This window comes from Lysinibacillus sp. RC46 (assembly GCF_041262385.1).
Taxonomy (GTDB): domain Bacteria; phylum Bacillota; class Bacilli; order Bacillales_A; family Planococcaceae; genus Lysinibacillus.
In genome coordinates this window covers 323,118-342,874 of sequence record NZ_JBGCCF010000002.1, presented here as the reverse complement: position 1 = coordinate 342,874, position 19,757 = coordinate 323,118, and the positions used below count along the sequence as shown (strand labels likewise).

16 protein-coding genes and 1 other annotated feature are annotated in these 19,757 nt (G+C 37.5%); of the genes, 10 read left to right on the top strand and 6 right to left on the bottom strand.

Going from position 1 to position 19,757, the window contains the following annotated elements:
- Nucleotide 1 precedes the first annotated feature (1 nt).
- The 3 genes from argJ to ABH966_RS03500 all read left to right on the top strand — a co-directional run bounded on the left by argJ (nt 2) and on the right by ABH966_RS03500 (nt 3,225).
- Nucleotides 2-1,234, top strand: coding sequence for a bifunctional glutamate N-acetyltransferase/amino-acid acetyltransferase ArgJ (gene argJ / locus ABH966_RS03510; RefSeq protein ID WP_370075765.1), 1,233 nt, complete (start codon nt 2-4; stop codon nt 1,232-1,234).
- Nucleotides 1,197-1,967 carry an acetylglutamate kinase gene (gene argB / locus ABH966_RS03505; protein ID WP_370075763.1) on the top strand — a complete coding sequence of 257 codons (771 nt, stop codon included), beginning with the start codon at nt 1,197-1,199 and terminating at the stop codon, nt 1,965-1,967. The genes argJ and argB overlap by 38 nt, the downstream gene beginning before the upstream one ends.
- A 127-nt stretch (nt 1,968-2,094) precedes the next feature.
- A complete protein-coding gene (locus ABH966_RS03500) occupies nt 2,095-3,225 on the top strand; it encodes an acetylornithine transaminase (protein ID WP_370075761.1) in 1,131 nt (376 codons plus the stop codon).
- 424 nt (nt 3,226-3,649) lie between these two features.
- On the opposite strand, the gene ABH966_RS03495 is transcribed toward ABH966_RS03500, so the two are convergent.
- Nucleotides 3,650-4,531 (bottom strand): NAD-dependent epimerase/dehydratase family protein, encoded by an 882-nt coding sequence (locus ABH966_RS03495; protein WP_370075759.1) that lies wholly within the window; start codon nt 4,529-4,531, stop codon nt 3,650-3,652.
- Between the two features lie 91 nt (nt 4,532-4,622).
- Entirely contained in the window at nt 4,623-7,748 is a 3,126-nt protein-coding gene (locus ABH966_RS03490) for a transglycosylase domain-containing protein (protein ID WP_370075757.1), read from the bottom strand.
- A gap of 102 nt (nt 7,749-7,850) precedes the next feature.
- Nucleotides 7,851-8,054, top strand: a binding site (T-box leader).
- A gap of 73 nt (nt 8,055-8,127) precedes the next feature.
- Here ABH966_RS03490 and tyrS point away from each other — a divergent pair.
- On the top strand, nt 8,128-9,396 hold the full coding sequence (gene tyrS / locus ABH966_RS03485; RefSeq protein ID WP_370075755.1) for a tyrosine--tRNA ligase: 1,269 nt from the start codon (nt 8,128-8,130) through the stop codon (nt 9,394-9,396).
- 288 nt (nt 9,397-9,684) lie between these two features.
- Here the strand turns inward: tyrS and ABH966_RS03480 are convergent, their stop codons facing one another.
- Complete coding sequence (locus ABH966_RS03480) at nt 9,685-10,518, bottom strand: cobalamin-binding protein (protein WP_370075753.1); 834 nt, start codon at nt 10,516-10,518, stop codon at nt 9,685-9,687.
- 117 nt (nt 10,519-10,635) lie between these two features.
- Nucleotides 10,636-11,841: an iron-containing alcohol dehydrogenase gene (locus ABH966_RS03475; protein ID WP_370075751.1), complete on the bottom strand. Its 1,206-nt coding sequence runs from the start codon at nt 11,839-11,841 to the stop codon at nt 10,636-10,638.
- Between the two features lie 914 nt (nt 11,842-12,755).
- Between ABH966_RS03475 and ABH966_RS03470 the strand changes: the two genes are divergently transcribed.
- The 5 genes from ABH966_RS03470 (at nt 12,756) to ABH966_RS03450 (ending at nt 15,650) form a co-directional block, all read left to right on the top strand.
- Complete coding sequence (locus ABH966_RS03470) at nt 12,756-13,343, top strand: TetR/AcrR family transcriptional regulator (protein WP_370075749.1); 588 nt, start codon at nt 12,756-12,758, stop codon at nt 13,341-13,343.
- Nucleotides 13,344-13,345: 2 nt separating this feature from the next.
- A complete protein-coding gene (locus tag ABH966_RS03465) occupies nt 13,346-14,188 on the top strand; it encodes a CPBP family glutamic-type intramembrane protease (RefSeq protein WP_370075747.1) in 843 nt (280 codons plus the stop codon).
- A gap of 320 nt (nt 14,189-14,508) precedes the next feature.
- Nucleotides 14,509-15,165: a TetR/AcrR family transcriptional regulator gene (locus tag ABH966_RS03460; RefSeq protein ID WP_370075745.1), complete on the top strand. Its 657-nt coding sequence runs from the start codon at nt 14,509-14,511 to the stop codon at nt 15,163-15,165.
- 32 nt (nt 15,166-15,197) lie between these two features.
- On the top strand, nt 15,198-15,395 hold the full coding sequence (locus tag ABH966_RS03455; protein WP_370075743.1) for a hypothetical protein: 198 nt from the start codon (nt 15,198-15,200) through the stop codon (nt 15,393-15,395).
- 21 nt (nt 15,396-15,416) lie between these two features.
- Nucleotides 15,417-15,650 carry a hypothetical protein gene (locus ABH966_RS03450; RefSeq protein ID WP_370075741.1) on the top strand — a complete coding sequence of 78 codons (234 nt, stop codon included), beginning with the start codon at nt 15,417-15,419 and terminating at the stop codon, nt 15,648-15,650.
- A gap of 569 nt (nt 15,651-16,219) precedes the next feature.
- Here ABH966_RS03450 and rpsD read toward each other — a convergent pair.
- Complete coding sequence (gene rpsD, locus ABH966_RS03445) at nt 16,220-16,822, bottom strand: 30S ribosomal protein S4 (protein WP_370075739.1); 603 nt, start codon at nt 16,820-16,822, stop codon at nt 16,220-16,222.
- Nucleotides 16,823-17,284: 462 nt separating this feature from the next.
- On the opposite strand from rpsD, the gene ABH966_RS03440 reads away from it, so the two are divergent.
- Nucleotides 17,285-19,165 carry a sensor domain-containing diguanylate cyclase gene (locus ABH966_RS03440; RefSeq protein ID WP_370075737.1) on the top strand — a complete coding sequence of 627 codons (1,881 nt, stop codon included), beginning with the start codon at nt 17,285-17,287 and terminating at the stop codon, nt 19,163-19,165.
- A 90-nt stretch (nt 19,166-19,255) separates the two neighbouring features.
- Here the strand turns inward: ABH966_RS03440 and ABH966_RS03435 are convergent, their stop codons facing one another.
- Nucleotides 19,256-19,735, bottom strand: a complete 480-nt coding sequence (locus tag ABH966_RS03435; RefSeq protein WP_370075735.1) for a GAF domain-containing protein — start codon at nt 19,733-19,735, stop codon at nt 19,256-19,258.
- Nucleotides 19,736-19,757 lie beyond the last annotated feature (22 nt).

The following is a 19,757-nucleotide window of genomic DNA, read 5'->3' as shown; positions in this document are numbered from 1 at the left end:
TATGACATTAATAGCATCCACGAGTATTATGAAAAAATTATCAAGTAAAAATATTGTTTCACCAAAGGGCTTTAAAGCTGCGGGTTTACATTGTGGTTTAAAGCATAAGAAAAAAGATTTAGCTGTGTTAGTTAGTGAAGTACCCGCAAGTGTAGCAGGTGTCTTTACAACGAACGCTGTACAGGCAGCACCATTAAAAGTAACGAAAGAGGTTGTGTATACAACGAAGAAAATGCAGGCGATGATTGTCAACTCCGGAAATGCAAATGCTTGTACAGGAAAGCAAGGAGCGAAGGATGCACAAACAATGCAGGCCCTCATGGCAGAAAAGCTAGGTATCGGGGCAAATTTAGTAGGTGTTTGCTCAACGGGTGTCATCGGTGAAATTATGAATATGGAGCCACTGGCAAATGGGATTTATCAGTTAGAGCCAAAGGATAATTTAGAAAGTGCTATTGATTTTGCACAAGCGATTATGACAACAGATACGGTTATGAAAAACACAAGTTACAGTACTATTGTTGATGGCAAAGAGATTATTATCGCTGGTGTTGCAAAAGGGTCAGGTATGATTGAACCAAATATGGCAACGATGCTAGGTTTTATTACGACAGATGCAAATATTGAATCAGATGTGCTACAGGCTACCTTATCTGATATAACAAATATGACTTTCAATGCAATTACAGTGGATGGGGATACATCTACAAATGACACAGTAGTTGTAATGGCAAACGGCTTAGCAGGAAATGTAGCTTTAACTCCTGACCATCCAGATTGGCAAAACTTCTATTATACATTGAAAACAGTAGCTGAAGACTTAGCGAAAATGATTGCCAAAGATGGTGAGGGGGCAACGAAGCTAATTGAGGTTGAAGTTGAAGGGGCGTTTTCGGATGAAGAAGGACGTAAAATTGCTAAAACGGTAGTTGGTTCACCACTTGTGAAAACGGCAGTATTTGGCTGTGATGCAAACTGGGGACGTATTATTGCCGCTGTAGGCTATAGTGGCGCAACAGTTGATCCAGAAAAAATTACGATCCAAATTGGCGGTGTTACGATGGTTGAAAACGGTGAGCCGATTCCATTTTCGGAGGATGGGTTAATTCAAATTTTAAAAATGCATGAAGTGAAAATCTATGTGTCGCTTGGTATTGGGGAAGGCAAGGGGCATGCTTGGGGATGTGATCTAACTTATGACTACGTTCAAATCAATGCCTCATACCGCTCGTAAACGAATGGTCATTAAGCTTGGTGGAAGTACGTTAGAGGGCTTAAATGAGTCGTTTTTTGAGAATTTTAAAAAACTCCAAGAAAGCGGCATAGAGCTTATTATTACCCATGGTGGTGGTCCAGCTATTAACCGTGAACTAGCGGTGCGCGGAATAGAATCACATGCTTTAAATGGTATTCGTGTCACGAGTGAAGCTGCAATGGATATTGTACAGTCAACGTTAATAGGAAAGGTCAATCCTGCGCTTGTTCATGAATTAACGACTTCTGGCATTGCTGCGATTGGATTAAACGGCTTCGATGGTCAGTTAATTGTAGCGGATTATCTAGATAAAGACGTATACGGTTTTGTTGGTGAAGTGAAAACCGTCAACACATTTTTGCTAGAAGCAATAATTAGTGCTGGGGTTGTACCGGTTATTGCTTGCGTGGGATCAGATGAACATGGTCAGGCATTAAATATTAATGGAGATACGGTAGCAAGTGAAATAGCGCTAGCAATAGATGCAGATAGCTTATTACTTGTAACGGATGTAAGTGGTATTCGCATTAACGATGAATATCAATCGAAAGCAACACCTTCTTTCATCAATCAATGGATTGAGGAGGGGCATATTTATGGAGGGATGATACCTAAAGTTAATGGAGCTCTCGAATGCTTAAGTGCAGGCATTCCATCAGTGCAAATTGTTGGAGAATCCTTAGTAGGTACGACGATTTTATCTGGGGGATGAAGAAAGCAAATTAGTAAAAGTCATTCTTCTTTATAGTTTAAGAGTGACCTTTCAATGGCATAGAGGTAGCAATATAGTTATTTAGAGAAGAAGATTGTTATAGCCAAAATTAGTAGGAGTTGATAAAATGAGTGCTTTATTTGGAAACTATGGCAAACGCCGCGCCCAAGTTGTCAAAGGGCAAGGAACTGTTGTAGAAGATTCGGCTGGGAAAAAATATTTAGATTTTACAAGTGGAATTGCTGTAGTGAGTCTTGGTCATGCACATCCTGCAATCGTGGAGGCTGTTCATGATCAAAGTAAAAAGCTTTTGCATATTTCTAATTTATTTGATATTCCCGGTCAGGAGAAGGTTGCGCAAAAATTAATAGCAGATACACATTTTTCTTATGCATTTTTCTGTAATAGTGGTGCGGAAGCAAATGAAGCGGCCATTAAGCTTGCTCGTAAGCATACAGGGAAAAATCATATTATTACTTTTGAAAAATCTTTTCATGGGCGAACTTTTGGAGCGATGTCCGCAACAGGTCAGAGCAATATACATAATGGCTTCGGACCGCTTATTGAAAAATTTACGATTCTTCCTTTTAATGATGTGTCAGCACTTGAAGCAACGATTGACGATTCTGTTGCGGCAATTATGCTAGAAATGATTCAAGGTGAGGGCGGTGTTAACAGGGTATCACCAGAATTCGCAGCAGCAATCGCTAAAGTCTGTGACGACAAAGGAATATTACTAATCATCGATGAAGTTCAAACAGGTATTGGACGAACAGGAACAAGATATGCCTATGAGCAAACGATTTTAAAGCCAAATATCGTGACATTGGCAAAAGGGCTAGGTGGTGGATTCCCAGTTGGTGGGATGCTTGGAACAGCCGAGCTATATGATTCATTTGGTCCTGGCACACATGGGACAACATTCGGTGGGAACCCACTTGCGATGAGTGTTGCTGAAACCGTGCTTAATCATGTTTTTGAACCTGCTTTTTTACAAAATGTGCAGCAGCAATCTTCGTATTTTGTTAAGCAGTTGAAAGAGAATCTACCGACTACGTATACGGTACAGGGTCAGGGCTTACTTCTTGGCATTGGTTGTGGCGATACTGAGGTAGCCTCGTATATAGCTGCAGCAGAGGAAAACGGCTTATTATTAGTAGGAGCAGGACCAAATGTTATTCGTCTACTACCACCATTAACCGTTTCAAAAGCAGAGATCGATGAAGCAGTTGCAATATTAAAAACGATACTGTTATAGTATTAGGCCAATTAACTACGATGAAAATGAATCTGCTAGACTTTCTTTGGAGAAGTCTAGCAGATTTTTAATGGCTTATCATCGGAAGTTTGGGATGACATTTTGTTAAAATATATGCCATGTGAATAAGTTGATTGGAGTGGAGGCTGGGCGACTCCTCGGGGATCAGCGGATAGAGGAACGAAGGCTAAAACCATCACGTCCTGTGATAACGCCTTCGTGACCAACATCGTGTTGGCCCGAGACCCTGCAGCGAAGCGAAGCGGCTCATCGGACGCCCCCAGGAAGCTCTGCTCTGCGCGAAAGCGAAGCGACAGCGGCAAATGTTTTATCTGTGCGAAAGCGAAGCGACAGCGGCAAAGCGCCCAGCCGAAACAGAAATCAACCTCACATTATGGTGATAAGTTTTTTATTTAGTGAAATCCTATTGTAACTCTTTTACTAATTTTTTCACTAGAGTAGGGAGCCAATCATGAAGTTGACTAAATGCAAAGCCTGCAGCCTCTGCCTTTGTAGTTGTCATATACCAATCTGCAGGAACTCCATACGGTGACTGCGACATTTCATCGCCACCTACTAGTGAAATTTTCGCATGCTTTCCGGTTGTTTCTTCAATAAGCCCCAGCAAATCCTTTAATGAAATTGCACCCGTAGCTGTTGCATTATAAGGTCCTTCAATTGGTGTAATGCCAGCAAAATATAAAAATGCTGCTGCTTCGTCATCCGTAATAAAGCTCATCTTTGCTTCAATATTTGGTAATGAAATAGGCTGGTCCTGTAAAATTCGTTCAATGTGAAAATGTAAACGGCGTGTATAGTCGTTCTCCCCCATAACAATCGGGAAACGTACAGCGACAACAGGGAACGTGGCCTCTTTGAAAAGTACTGCCTCTGCTTGACGCTTACCCTCACCATACGAAAAATCTTCACGATTCCCCATCCGAACTTCATAATCATATGGATTAAAATCTTCTTCAGTTTTGACAATGCTGTCTATTTCGTAGGTGGATAGAGTAGATGTGAAAACGAGCTTTTTCGTTTTACCTTCTAAAATTTCACATATTTTATGAGCTTCGTTAGGAGAATAGCAAATATTATCATAGACAATATCCCATGTTGTACCTGATAGTGCCTGTGACAACGAATCGGCATCATCTCGATTAACAATTAGCTGCTTCACCTTTGTGCCAAAAGGATTTCCACTTTGTCCACGTGTTAAAATAGTTACGCTATGCCCATTTTGAAGATAGAGTTCAACAAGCTTTTTACCAAAAAAACGAGTGCCTCCTAAAACTAAAATGTTCAATTATTTCCACCCCTTCAAATTAGTAGTCCCCTTTATAATGACAAAAAAACAGGCATACTACAATTACTTTGTAGTATGCCATGCCTGTTTATTATTGGGTAGGTGGTGGATTAGTCGGTGGAGTTGTATTTCCGTTGTCTCCTCCGTTAGAGCCATTTCCGGTGTTTCCGGAACCATTACCGTTATTTGAACTATTACCGTTATTTGAGCCATTTCCGGTATTTCCGGAACCACTGCCGTTATTCGAGCCGTTTCCGGTATTTCCGGAACCACTGCCGTTATTCGAGCCGTTTCCGGTATTTCCAGAACCACTACCGTTATTCGAGCCGTTTCCATTGTTTGAGCTATTCCCGTTACTACCATCTGACCCATTGCCATTTTCCGAACCGTTTCCGTTTTGGTTTGAGTCTTCGCCGTTAGTAGGTGGGGTAGTTGGTGGAACATTTTCTTCCTTGTCTTTTTCAGGTTGTTTTTCATTCGCACTACCACCAGTAGAAACGACATTGGATTGCGCTGAAGTTAAACCTGTAATATCTACAGCGACAACAACATAGGCTTGCCCACTTGCTACAGTCATGCTTTGTGATGATTCAAGCACTGATCCGACAAGCGTTCTACCGCCGTTTGTTACTTTATAAACTCGGTAACCGACTACATCATTTGAAGAGCCTGTCCAAGATAATGTATTACCATTAATTGAAGCAGTTACTGCTGCTGGCGCATTGTTATCTGCCGGGAAATCAACGGCTGATACCGATGAATTCGATAATGTTGAATTTTTTGGTAATAGGCTGGCTGGGTTACCACCAAGTCTGCCTAACATTCGTTTAATGAATGCTTGATTAATACCTGCACCACCTGGTTTTACAAATTCTGATGGTGTGTTAGGAAGTGCATTATAGGTTTTACCTTTAATCGTAACAACGCTTGCGGAAGCTAAGCTATCATCAGGCTGTGAAGGTAAAAATACTTTTGCGTTAAACAAGTCAGAGCGCACGAGGCCAGCATTAGCACATGCTGCTGAAGGCGCTAAACCAGAAATACCACAGAATGATGCTGTAACAACGTTTTTCGGTTGCGTAAATCTAGTTTTAGGGGCAATTAATTGTGGATCGACATCATACACAGAATTCATTAATGTTCCCCATAGCTTGTTAATTCGCACGCTAGGCCGTTGATACGTATTATTAAATGCATCTAGTGTTTCATTTTTATCATAACCCATCCATACACCAAGAGAAACATTCGGGTTATAACCAACAAACCAAACGTCTTTATAATTTTGTGAAGTACCTGTTTTAGCAGCAAAGTCAGAAGAGAATTTAAGTGTATTTCTTGCAACTGTACCAGTACCTTTTGTTAACACATCTCGTAACATATCTGTAACGATATAAGAAGTTTCAGGACTAAACACTTGTTCAGGTTTAACTTCGTGTTTATATATAATATTTCCATTTTGGTCTTCAATTCTATCAATCATATAAGAGTCAATGAATTGTCCGCTGTTTGCAAAAGTTGCAAAGGCATTGGTGTTCTCTTCAACAGTAATACCTTCTTCTATGGCCCCAATACTAGCTGCAGGGTTTGTGAAGTCCTTAGGCTTTAAGGTTGTGATTCCCATCTTTACTAAATAATCGGCAGGACGTCTGTTAAGAATACTATAATATAGACGTATAGCTGATAAGTTTTGTGAATCTGCTAATGCCTCACGTGCAGGGATTAGTCCTCGTTCATCATTAGTATTATAGTTTGTTGGGCTCCATCCGGGAATAGAGAATTTTACGTCGACTAATGGGCTACCTGCACCGATTACACCGTATTCTATGGCAGGTGCATATACGAGTAGTGGCTTCATTGTTGAACCATTTGAACGTTTTGCCTGTGTAGCATAGTTATATTTTTTCAATTCAAAGTCACGACCACCGACAAAGCTTAAAATACGTCCGGTAGTATTTTCAATTAAAATACTTCCAACCTGTACAGGCATTTGAACATCAATTTCTTCACCTGTTACAGGGTCTTTGTCTTTGACGGTGTAAGTATGACCGTAATTTTGAAAGTTTTCCGCTGCTTTTTGCATCGCATCGTACATATCTTTATTAATAGTTGAATAGATGCGATAACCTTTTGAGCGGACATCACGATCTGCTAGGATCGTATACTTATCTTTTAATTTTTTTTCATTTTTTAAGCGTTCTGGATCAATACCATCTTCTACTGCTAGTTTTTCAGCAATAATTTCTGTCGCACGACTTTCAAGCTCATATGTTAGCCATGGGTAGCGATCTTCCGCTCGCATCTCTGGTGAACGGAAGTCAGCAGTAATATCATAAGCGAGTGCTTCTTTATATTGAGCCTCGTTAATGTAACCTGCGTCTTTCATGCGAAAAAGTACAGTTTTCATACGATCAATACCCTGTTGAAGAGCTTCTTTACTTTTAAGTGCACCCGTATTTGTAAAAGGTGTGTAAGTAAAAGGTGCTTGAGGAATACCAGCTATATACGCTGCTTGAGGAAGCGTTAAATCCTTTGCTTTTACATTGAAAATACCTTCAGCAGCTGTTTCAACTCCTGCGATGTTTCGACCAGAAGAGTTACGCCCATAAGGAATTATGTTTAAATAGGCCTCTAAAATTTCTTCCTTTTTCATAAAGTGCTCTAAACGCATCGCAAGTAAAAGTTCTTTTGCTTTTCGCTCATAAGATACTTCGTTTGTTAATACTTGGTTTTTTATAAGTTGCTGTGTTAGTGTAGAACCACCAGTTTGAGTGGAAGAGTTTGTGACGTCTTGAAGTAGCCCTCGGATGACAGCTTTTGGAACTATTCCGCTATGTTCACGGAAATACTCGTCCTCTGTCGCTAATACCGCATTAATAACATCAGGTGCGATATTGTTTAATGTTGTTGTTCGACGGTCTAAATCTGTACGTAATTTTCCGATATAAATATCGTTAGCAAAATAAATCTCACTTGTTGAATCGTAGTTGAAAATTTCATTTCGTAATTCTTGCTTTGAGCGTAGTGGCTCTTCTTTTACAAGTGACGCAAAATAGCCAGCGCCAACTGAACCGGCAAATACAGTACCTACCAATGCAAAGACTAAAAATAGTAAAAATAAGTTCCAGGTAACACTTCCTGAAATACGTAATTTCTTCATCCATTTTTGTTGAATTAATTCATCGATCTTTGCATTGATTTTCTCAATCCAATCTTTCAATGTATCGACCTCCTAAAATCTTGTCTATTATAGCACATATTGATTTAGGTCGAACATAATTATTGACAATGAAAAAGAATCGTTTAGAATAATGCTTATAGTTTTCTAGCGAAGAAGAGCTTGCAGTAGTGTCTATATTCCCTGTTTAGAGAGCCGGCGGTTGGTGAAAGCTGGTCATAATGTAGAGACGAATTACGTGCTTGGAGCTTAGACGTGCGCGCCTGCGATAAAGGCGGTTGAATGAAGAGGAAGATGGATGACATCTTCAAGCCGGGTGGTACCGCGTTAGTTTATAACGTCCCTGCATGCAATGTTTTGCGTGTAGGGACTTTTTTGTTTCTCCCTACACGGAATTATTAAACACTTAGGAGGAATAAAAATGACGAACGAATTATTACAAGACTTAGAATGGCGCGGATTGTTGTACCAACAAACTGATGCTGAAGGTATGACGAAATTATTAGATGAACAATCTGTATCTTTGTACTGTGGTGTTGATCCAACTGCGGATTCTATGCATATTGGGCATATTGTGCCTCTTTTAACGCTACGTCGATTCCAAAAAGCAGGTCACCGTCCAATTTTATTAGTTGGTGGTGCGACTGGTATGATTGGAGATCCATCTGGTCGCTCTGAAGAACGCCAATTACAAACAGTTGAGCAAATTGATAAAAATGTTCAAGGTATCCGTAGTCAATTAGAGCGTATTTTTGATTTTGCAGAAGATGGTAATGGTGCACAATTAGTGAATAACCGTGACTGGATTGGCAATATAAATACGATTGAGTTTTTACGTGATTACGGGAAATTAATTAACGTGAATTACATGTTAGCAAAGGATACGATTGCATCACGCCTTGATACAGGGATTTCATTTACTGAGTTTGCGTATACTTTAATTCAAGGTATTGATTACAATCATTTATACAACCATTACAACTGCCGTATTCAAGTAGGTGGCTCTGACCAGTGGGGGAATATTACAACAGGTTTAGAAGTTATTCGTAAAACACATGAGGAAGAGACAAAAGCCTTCGGTATCACAATTCCGTTAGTAACGAAAGCAGACGGTACGAAATTTGGTAAAACAGCGGGTGGTGCTGTATGGTTAGATAGTAAGAAAACATCTCCATACGAGTTCTACCAATTCTGGATTAATGCTGCGGATGCTGATGTTGTAAAATACTTAAAAATCTTCACATTCCTTTCTCGTGAAGAAATTGAAGCTTTAGCAGTATCTGTAGAAGAGGAACCACATTTACGTAAGGCGCAAAAAGCATTAGCTGAAGAAATGACTCGCTTAATTCATGGTCAAGAAGCATTAGACCAAGCAATCCGCATTACAGCTGCTTTATTCTCTGGAGACTTAAAAGCACTTTCTGCTGATGAAATGAAGGATGCGTTTAAAGATGTTCCTTCTATTGAATTGGCGAAAGAAGATAAAAACATTGTGGACTTATTAGTGGAAGCGGGTATTTCACCTTCAAAACGTCAAGCTCGTGAAGACGTAACAAATGGTGCGATTAGCGTGAACGGTGAAAAAGTCACTGAATTAGAATATGTAATCGACGGCAAAGATCGTTTAGAAGATGCATTCAGCATTGTTCGTCGCGGCAAGAAAAAATACCATATGGTGAAGTTTGTTTAATTCAGCTTCAAACAAAGAAACATCCCTTCGAAATTTGAGGGGATGTTTTGTTTTGTTGAAAATAAAGTATGGCTCCTCGGCAAAACGAGGGGGTGATTTCCGTTCCGGTTGGGCGCTTTGCCGCTGACGCGTCGCTTTCGCACAGATAAAACATTTGTTGCTGACGCTTCGCTTTCGCACAGATAAAACATTTGTTGCTGACGCTTCGCTTTCTCGCAATAAAGCTTCCTGGGGCGTTCGATGAGCCGCTTCACTTCGCTGCAGGGTCTCGGGCCAACAGGATGCTGGTCACGAAGGCGTTATCACAGGACGTGATGGTTTTAGCCTTCGTTCCCCTATTATGTGCTTATATTCTTCGGGGTGAAGCATATTCGCTAGCTTTAATGCACCCTCTATAAGACGTGGTGATGGGCGACAATAAAGCCATTCCTCCATTACGTGAAGCTGTTTCATTTTAACGGCTTGAAGCTCCTGAGCATGTGCACGCTTTAATAAATTAGCCGGTTGAATACGCTCAAAGGCAACTCCTACCCAAGCCATCATAATATAGTCTGGGTCGCGCCTTACTACATCTGCCCAATCAGTTTGCACGCTTGCTAGTTCTACATCTTGAAACAGATTTTGCCCACCAGCAATGGCACTAATTTCAGTTAGCCAATTTATTTTACCTGGCGTAAAGATAGGATTTGGCCACCACTCCCAATAGAGAGTAGGTTTTTTAGGAATTGTTTCAGCAATTGTGCGAAGACGATCTATACATTGTAAATATTCCTCAGAGATTTCTTTTGCACGCCCTTCAACTCCACAGGCTTTACCTAAAGTATGGAGATCCTGTGCGATTTCCTCTAATGAATTAGCATTAAAAACAATATGGGGAATATTTCTAGCTTGTAACGCTTCAATATTTTTTTCCATGCCAGGGACACTTAAGGATGCGAGTACAAGATCAGGCTGCAATGCCTCTAATGCATCCATATCAATTGATAAATCTGGGCCAAGCTGAGGTAAGTTTTTTACTGCTAATGGCCAATCCGAAAAATCATCGACACCAACAAGTTGATCAGTCAGACCTAAATAAGCAACAAGCTCGGTATTACTAGGACATATTGATATTAAACGCATCTTCTTATCTCCAATTCTTTTTAAGAAAAGTATAGCGAGTGTTGGAGTCACATACAATGACAGAATGTTTTCCTCAATAAAAAAGGCATGCCAAGAGACATGCCTTCTGATTACTTATTAAGAAAGTGCGATAGCTTCGAGTGATTCTTCTTTTTTTGCTACAGGACCCATCGCATTTGTAATAATTTGTTTAATGTCTTCTAACGTTGCTTTACGTGGGTTTGTTGAAGCACATACATCTAACATTGCATTTTTCGCTAAGATTTCAATATCCTCATCCTTCGCACCTAATTCGCGGAAGCCACTTGGAATGTTCAAATCGCTAGAAAGATTTTCAATTGCTGTAATTGCTTTCTCGGCAGCATCACGTTTACTTAATCCTTCAACGTTTTCACCTAACAATTCAGCGATTTTTGCAAAACGCTCAGTACGTGCTGTTAAGTTAAAGCGGCAAACATGAGGCAATAAAATAGCATTACATACACCATGTGGTAGATTATAGAAGCCACCTAATTGATGAGCAATTGCATGTACATAGCCAAGTGAAGCGTTATTAAACGCCATGCCTGCTAAAAATTGTGCGTAAACCATTTGTTCACGTGCTTCTAAATCAGCACCGTTTGCATAGGCACGTGGTAAATATTCAGGAACTAGCTGAAGTACCTTTTCAGCGCAAGCGTCAGTAATTGGTGTTGCGTTTGTCGATACAAATGATTCAATTGCATGTGTTAATGCATCTAAACCAGTTGCCGCTGTTAGAGCAGGAGGTAAGCCAATCATTAGCTCTGGGTCATTAATTGATAGTAGTGGAGTAACATGTTTGTCTACAATGGCCATCTTCACTTTACGAGCTGTATCCGTGATAATCGTGAAGCGAGTCATTTCACTTGCTGTACCAGCAGTTGTGTTAATAGCGATTAATGGCACCAATGGGTTTTGTGATTTGTCAACGCCCTCGTAATCATGAATGCGTCCACCATTCGAAGCAATAAGTCCGATACCTTTCGCTGCATCGTGTGCGCTACCTCCTCCAAGAGAAATGATCGAATCACAGTTTTCAGCATGATACACTGTAATCCCATCTTCAATGTTTTGATCTGTTGGATTTGGTTCTGCTTTCGGGAAAATTGCTACATCAATTCCAGCAGCTATAATGATGTTAGCAATTTGTTCAGAGAGACCTAGTTTGTGTAAGCCCTCATCTGTTACGATTAATGTCTTTTTCACTTCTAAATCATTTAAGCGTTTACCAACTTCTTGAATTGCTCCAGGTCCAAATAAGTTTGTTTTCGGCATAACAAATTGCTTTAGAACGTCTGACATATTTCCAACCCCTTTAAAAAAATTGTTATTGCTTGAATGATGGCGAACCACCTTTCGAAATTCATAGTATTCTATTTTTTGTAAAAGTTCAACTCGTATTTTTATTAAAATTGTTAATTTTAATCGTGTTATTATTTTACAAAAAAGTTAGCCTTGTTTTTTGATTGGAGGAAGGTTGAATTGTCTAGGGATATTGATTTTAAAATGGTTTAAGAATTGTTTTCCTATGAAAGTAAAATATATTTTTGGGAAATGTGTTCTATTTTAAAGAAGTATTGAATAGTAAATAACTGATATTTTGTTTTTACTATAATAGTAGTGGTTAAGTCGTTTTTTTATTGAGTAATTACTATTTTAAAGTACATAAAATAGTCATAATTTACAGAATATTTAAATTAAATTCTTTTTCTTTTTGAAATGTTTAAGGAGAGCCATAATGCAAGCAGTAAATAAAGAATGACCGTATATCCAAGTAATGCGCACATATAGACAATTGCTTTTGAACCTAAACTTATAGGAGGATAACCACTGTGAGCATTAAAATGATATACCTCCTGCTCATATCCGAACCAAATAGCTACTAGCAAAAAGCCTAATAATAGGAGAGCTAGTGAAGCCTTTTTATGAGAAGTGATATGCAGTAGACTTTCTTTAAAAGTAATTGGACGCTTAATTCCCTTGCTTTGATGTTTTTACCATCACAGTAAGTTCAGAAACCCCCATTATTTCCTCTTTTATTCCGATATTTTCCATTTAGACTTTCATAAAGATAAAAGGTTCCTTTTTTATTGATATTTACAAAAGGGAATGAAAACTTATTAAAGTTTTCATTTTTAGGGCACTTTTCAGGGATATTTGCAATTTTATTGAATACAATTTCAATGAAAATATTTTCAATAAAAGGATGGGTAAAAATGTCAATTAGACATGAGCAAAAAGAACAACGAAGGGCTTTAATTTTACAATCTGCATTAGATTTGTTTATTCGGAAGGGGTACGGTGAAACGAAAGTTGCTGATATTGCTAAAGCTGCTGATATGAGCATGGGGCTACTTTTTCATTATTTTGACTCTAAGGAAAAGCTTTATGAAGAGTTAATTCGCATAGGGTGTGAAAGACTCAAGTTGGATTTTAATTTTATGAATGAATCGCCATTGGCAATTTTTACAACGGCTGCTGAGGATTTGTTTGACACGATCCGTACAAACCCATCTGCAGCAAAAATGTTTGTGCTAATGGAAAATGCACAGCATCTTGATTCCTTGTCGGAAGATTTAAAAGAAATGCTTACGGAAGCAGATAAATTAATAAAAAAGAGTATTTCATTAATAGAGAAGGGGCAATTACTAGGAGAAATTAAACAGGGAAATGCTGAGGCACTTGCGGTAGCATTTTGGTGTTCTATACAAGGAATCGCCCAATACATTGCGCTGCATCCCGAAACTCCTTGTCCCAATTCAATGTGGGTTATTTCAATCCTTGAAAACAGGGAGGCGAATTAAAAGTGAAAACTACACGGAACTTAATAATCTTTATAGTTGTTGTTTTGCTATGTGGTTGGCTTGGTGTTTTTGTAGATCGCTCCATCCCTGAACAGCCTAAAGGTGACACGCTTGGGATGGGAATTTGGCTAGTATTTCCGCTGCTGACAACTATACTGTTACGTGTCTTTGCAGGAGATGGGTGGCGAGATATAGGCTTATTACCTAATTTGAAAGGCAACATAAAATGGTATATTGTCTCGCTCCTAGTCTATCCTGTCATCACTACTATAGTTTTGTTAGTAAGCTATATATTTGGCTGGATGGATTTTTCGGATTTTAATTTGGATGCATTAATTTCAGTTTTTGTTGGTGGTTTACTGATCCAATTTGTTAAAAACTTTTTTGAGGAATCCGTTTGGAGAGGTTATTTGACAAGTAAACTTTTAACGTTAAAGGTAAATGATTTTTGGTTGTATCTTATTGCTGGTGGTGTTTGGGGAGCTTGGCATATCCCGTATTTTTTAGTGTTCTTATCAGAAAGTGACATCTTTAGTGTACTTCCTGTAAATAGGTGGCTATTTGCGTTGATAGGTATTGTGACGATGATTTGCTGGACAGTAATGTATACAGAAATTTATTTAATGACGAAAAGTATTTGGCCACTTGTCCTTATGCATATGACAGAAGATGCGCTTGTGAATCCACTTATTCTTGATGGATATATTAAAATTTCTCAGGGAAAAGAATTTCTTGTTTCTCCAACGGCAGGCATTATTACTACAATTCTTTACCTAATGGTAGGGCTTTTATTGCGAACTAAACGAAAAAAGTTGGAGAGGGAAATTCACGTACCCATTTTTTAGTTGAGATTCAGCAGGAATACCATATTTCATAGCTAATAATTTATAGCCTAAAGTACTTTCTAAATATTCTTTAACAACTTTTAATTTAAATTCATCCCTATATTTTGTCAGAAAAAAACACCCTAGAAGTTAGAATTTCAATTCTAACTTCTAGGGTGCGGCACCGTGGAGGGCTTTTTTCAGCATGATTAAGCCATTTCTACTTTTGCATTTGTTTCATCTTAAGTTTCATAAAATTAATAAACTTGTAAGGAATGAGTAAGAAAAAAGAGACAATCGATTCGTACAATTAAAGTATGAAATGAAAGGGGCTGATCTAAATGATACTAATTAGAGGAACTGATCTAATGATTAAAAATTTTACTGAGGAAGATATTCCATTAGTTAAACAAAAGTTACGTGAAAGTTGTGCTCAGAGTTGGAAAACGAAAGGATACAAATTAACTAGCATCGATACACTTACTAATGAAGTTGGCATATCAACTGAATTTTTTTACAGGCTATATAAAACAAAAGAAGAGCTCTTTCTAGAAGTACTGTCGATGATTCAAAATCAATTGAAAGAACAATGGCACTCTATGATAGAGACTAACTCAGGTATAGAAGGGTTTAAAAAAGCTATGAACTGGCTTTTTGAAGAGTATGTAAAGCATCCTACATTATATAATTTCAACAATCCAGATTATCATTTGTTTTTAAAAAAGCTACCTAAAGAAAAAATTGAAAGTCTAAGAGAAAATGATAAGAATTTTTTTGATGAAGTTTTAGAGCGTTCAAATCTAGATGTGAAAATTTCAAGAGAAAAAGCATATGGGATCTTTAGCACACTTTTATATACCGCAGCGATGAAAAAAGATTTAGTTTGTAACAAATGCGAAATATTCAATTTTCTACTCGATAGTTCAATATATCAAATTTTTACAAATTCATTTTCTTTAGCAAACAAAAATCTTACTAATGACCATTGTGTAAACTAACTGAAACAAACATTAAGATTGGGGGATTTGCTTTGAGAAATTTAATATTAGATATCTTGCAACAAAATAGTTCTATAGGAATATTCAGCTACATATCAATTGGGCTTGCACTTGTGGTGTTTATTATTGGATTGCTTTGTATTTTAAAAAAGAAAAAATATGGCGTATATGTATTGATTTCCAGTTTCTTGCTATTAGTAAATCCCGCTATTGATTTTTTATTCAATTAATTCTAACGGAGGTAAACTAAAATGATTAAACAATTAGATACTGCTCTGAGTAAGGTAAATAAGATGGTTAGGGTAAATGTGAAAACGCCAAAAGTAACAAAATCAAAACTGAAATATAGTAGGTATTTCACAACTGTCGTAGGAGTAGGAGGATTAACATTGGGAATTATTGGTCCATCGAAATCGTTGTTAGTTCTCGGGACAATAGGTATTTTGAGTTCTATTGCAACAACAAATGAAATAAGAAAAATTTAGAATGCTGAACTGTGCTAGGTCAAGGAGAATAATAAACATGTATGAAGCGGCTTGAGCCCGGGATTTTAAAGGCTCAGGTCGTTTAATCGTTTCTGCTAGCATATTAATGGATATAGTATCAATCGCATAAAATGATTTCTTGACGTTTGTTTGAGAATAAATATTTAATTAAATGAATAGGAAATTAAAACTTTTTCCATTGATAAACGTATTAAATAAGAGAAATAGTAGGAGGTGAAATTTTGGAAGAAAAAGTACAGGGAAAACAAAAGTTTAATCCGATTTTTTATCGAAGAGGCTATCGACTAAACAGATAGTTTCTTTTATTCTTCGGATCACTAGTTAACCCGAAAAAAAGATTGAAGCAATTAGCCTCAATCCTACTCACGCATTCCTATACACACATTCACCGTAATTTATTAGCACCAATCTTCCCCCAATGTCAGCCCAAAAATAACAATATTTAATGCATGATTGTGCATTGTCGATAAAAAAGCAAAAACCCTAGAAAACCTTGATATAAAAGGTTTTCTAGGGTTTTCTAAACTACTCTTTGCAGAGCAATTTAATTAACGAGAGTAGTACTCTACGATGAATGCTTCGTTGATTTCAGCTGATAATTCAGAACGCTCTGGAAGGCGAGTGAATGTACCTTCTTTTTTGTCAGCGTCAAATGTTAAGTAGTCAGGTACGAAGTTGTTTACTTCGATTGCTTCTGCTACTACAGCAAGGTTTTGAGATTTTTCACGAAGAGAAATCGTTTGACCTGGTTTTACGCTGTATGAAGGAATATCAACGCGTTTGCCATCTACTAAGATGTGGCCGTGGTTTACTAATTGACGAGATCCACGACGAGTACGAGATAAACCTAAACGGTAAACTAGGTTGTCAAGGCGAGTTTCAAGAAGAACCATGAAGTTTTCACCGTGAACACCTTTCATTTTACCAGCGCGGTCGAATAGAGTACGGAATTGACGTTCGTTCATGCCGTACATGTGACGAAGTTTTTGTTTTTCTTGAAGTTGTAAACCGTATTCTGATAATTTTTTACGTTGGTTTGGACCGTGTTGACCTGGTGCGTAAGGGCGTTTTTCGATTTCTTTACCTGTACCGCTTAGTGAGATACCAAGACGACGTGATAATTTCCAAGATGGACCTGTATAACGAGACATATTGTTGTCTCCTCCTTTAAATTTGGTTTTTTTGTTGTAAAACAAAAACCAGTAGTACCCATTCTTATACGTATTTTATTTTCATGTATTTTCGCCTATGCAGCCGTTAGGTTACGCAATACACCGTCTATTTGTTTAGAATCTGTTTAGTTATTCTAAATAAAATAGAGGAATAAAATACAGTAATAAGCTCATACCACTGCTGCGTTTATTTTACACAAACTCCATTGTAACGGCTTATTACATAGACGTCAATTATTAGACTAACTATTTTCGTAAAAGTGTAATAGTATAAATTTCCTCTTTATACATATTTCGATATATAAGAGTAGTTAATGGTACAGTGTGGAATGTAAAATGTAAAAGTAAAATAGAATAACATAGTCAAAATGACACAAATTATGTATACTATACTATAAGTTAATAGTATTGATTTGGACGTTATATAGAAAAGGTGATTTCATGACAGACCATTTACAAACGCTAAAATATATAAAATCAGATGTTTTGAGCATTTGGGTGAGTTCTAAGGAACAAGCCGGTTTTAATGGGTATTTTCACCCATTAGAACGGTGTCTAAAGAAGCACTTTGGAATTGTAAATGTGGCGTTTCTCGGTTTAGAAGGTAATTCTTTAATACCTGTTGAAGAAATGGCTACTGTAACAATTGAAACAAAACTAAATGCTGTGTCATGGTTAATGATTGAAGCTAGCTTTTATCAACAGAAGTTGGTAAAAGTCCCTTATATATTAAAAGAAAAAGAAGCATATACGATGATGACAGATATGGTGCTTTTACAAGCAGAAGGCAAAAATCCAATTGGTGTGCTACTCGTTGAGGCAACCGATGCTTGGACAGACTTTATGACTTCGGATTACGGAGAAAATTTTGTCGAAACGCTCACGAAGGCTTTTCAGATCATTAGAGAAAATTTCGAAGTAAAAGTGAATGAAGACCAATATAGAAAATTGTACAATATGACAGATTTATTTCATTCCACTATGGATATTGATTTAATTTTAGAAAATGTCTTGAAAAATATTAAGGATAATTTCCCGGAGTTTAATGTGGAGCTTATACTATCGAATGATCAAGACCGCCATACGACTATCGATATTAAGCTATTTGATTACTTATCTGAAAGACCTGCGACAATTGAGGCTTTTGTCTCAGGAGAGCTGACGACGGAGCTTGCAAGCGATTTGAATTGTCGATTATTAAACGCCCCTATAAAAGGGAGACAAGCTATTTATGGTATTTTACAAGTAAGTGCACCTACAACATATCTTTTTTCAACGACTGAAAAAGATTTTGTACGAATGCTAGCACAAGCATCTGGAAATGCACTAGAAAATGCAAAATTATATCATCAAGCACATCGCCTTGTAAGTGATTTACAACTCATCAATGAAACATCGCATCGTTTAAATATGAGGATTGACATAAATGAAATGTTACTTTTCCTCCAAAAACAGTTAATGAAATCTTTTCAACCAATGGAAGTTTGTTTCGCTTTTAAACATAATGACACCTTTAAAGTGACGGATGCGAGTACAGCCTTTTTCAATGCAGAGAAGGGTCAAACATATATAAAACATGTTGAACATCATTTTGAACATTCCAACGATCCACTATTTATTGCCGATTTCAGTCGATTAACCCCTAATCAAATTGAATATCGTTCAATTATGGCAATCCCGATTTTAATGGAAGAAAAAATTAATGGCTTTAGTATTGTGTTACACAAGGAGCCATATTTCTTTTCATTTGATAGCTTTAAATTAATGCAATCATTAATCCATCACTCTTCTTTAGCAATTGCAAACTCAATACTACGTAATCAACTTCAAGAAATGGTAGATTTGGACCATTTAACGAAATTATATGCAAGAAGTTATTTAGACCAATATGTAGAAAAGTCTCTTAAAAATGATCAATCAGGGATGTTCTTACTCATTGATATTGATAATTTTAAACGCATTAATGATACGTATGGTCACCAAATTGGTGATAAGATTCTTAAGCAAATTGCGGTACAGTTAAAAGAAATGATTGGAGTTCGTGGTATTTGTGCACGCTGGGGTGGAGAAGAAATGTCTGTGTATATCCCAAATATTGATGAGAAAGAAGCAATCGAATTAGCAGCAACAATCGTTGCAATAATTCCAAATACAACAGATCCTCAGGTGACTATTTCAGCAGGTCTCATAACATGGGACGAACAGTACCATCCAGCGTTTCAATCTGTTTTCCTACATGCAGATACAGCGCTTTATGAAGCGAAAAACAGTGGTAAAAATCGATTTTGTATTCATGATCGATCTTATCAAAACAATTTATAATGTAATAAAAAAAGTTGGTTTTGAAAATAAAACATCAGCCTTATGCGCTGAAATACCCTGAAATGACAATAAATCATTTCAGGGTATTTTTTATAAATGGAGAAGTAAGGTTTTTACGAATACCTCTAACCCCTCTTGATCTTCCTTTGAAAAGCGGTTTGTGATTGGACTGTCGATATCAAGTACACCGATGACCTGTCTTTCTTTTATTAAGGGAATAACAATTTCGGATTGGGATGCGGCATCACAAGCAATATGCTCTGGGAAGTCATGTACGTCTTTTACCACTATAGTTTCTGCTTTGCCTACAGCTGTTCCACAAACTCCGCGTCCAATTGGTATTCTGACGCAGGCAGGTAAGCCTTGGAATGGCCCTAATACAAGTTCATCCCCCTGTAATACATAAAAACCAACCCAGTTAATGTTCGGTAGGAATTGATTTAGTAAAGCAGAGGCGTTGCTTAAATTAGCAATGCGATCGCTTTCTCCAGTAAGTAGGGCATCTAACTGTTTTGCTAATGTATTATATTGCTCGACAATTGGCCCTTCATAATTAATTTGTGTAAACATAATAGCACCTCGTTTGAAAGAT

Bases quoted from the DNA above. Each gene is read 5' to 3' on its own strand.
- argJ (WP_370075765.1), top strand. From the start codon at position 2: ATGACATTAATAGCATCCACGAGTATTATGAAAAAATTATCAAGTAAA.
- argB (WP_370075763.1), top strand. From the start codon at position 1,197: ATGACTACGTTCAAATCAATGCCTCATACCGCTCGTAAACGAATGGTC.
- ABH966_RS03500 (WP_370075761.1), top strand. From the start codon at position 2,095: ATGAGTGCTTTATTTGGAAACTATGGCAAACGCCGCGCCCAAGTTGTC.
- tyrS (WP_370075755.1), top strand. From the start codon at position 8,128: ATGACGAACGAATTATTACAAGACTTAGAATGGCGCGGATTGTTGTAC.
- ABH966_RS03480 (WP_370075753.1), bottom strand. From the start codon at position 10,518: ATGCGTTTAATATCAATATGTCCTAGTAATACCGAGCTTGTTGCTTAT.
- ABH966_RS03475 (WP_370075751.1), bottom strand. From the start codon at position 11,841: ATGTCAGACGTTCTAAAGCAATTTGTTATGCCGAAAACAAACTTATTT.
- ABH966_RS03470 (WP_370075749.1), top strand. From the start codon at position 12,756: ATGTCAATTAGACATGAGCAAAAAGAACAACGAAGGGCTTTAATTTTA.
- ABH966_RS03460 (WP_370075745.1), top strand. From the start codon at position 14,509: ATGATACTAATTAGAGGAACTGATCTAATGATTAAAAATTTTACTGAG.
- ABH966_RS03450 (WP_370075741.1), top strand. From the start codon at position 15,417: ATGATTAAACAATTAGATACTGCTCTGAGTAAGGTAAATAAGATGGTT.
- rpsD (WP_370075739.1), bottom strand. From the start codon at position 16,822: ATGTCTCGTTATACAGGTCCATCTTGGAAATTATCACGTCGTCTTGGT.
- ABH966_RS03440 (WP_370075737.1), top strand. From the start codon at position 17,285: ATGACAGACCATTTACAAACGCTAAAATATATAAAATCAGATGTTTTG.
- ABH966_RS03435 (WP_370075735.1), bottom strand. From the start codon at position 19,735: ATGTTTACACAAATTAATTATGAAGGGCCAATTGTCGAGCAATATAAT.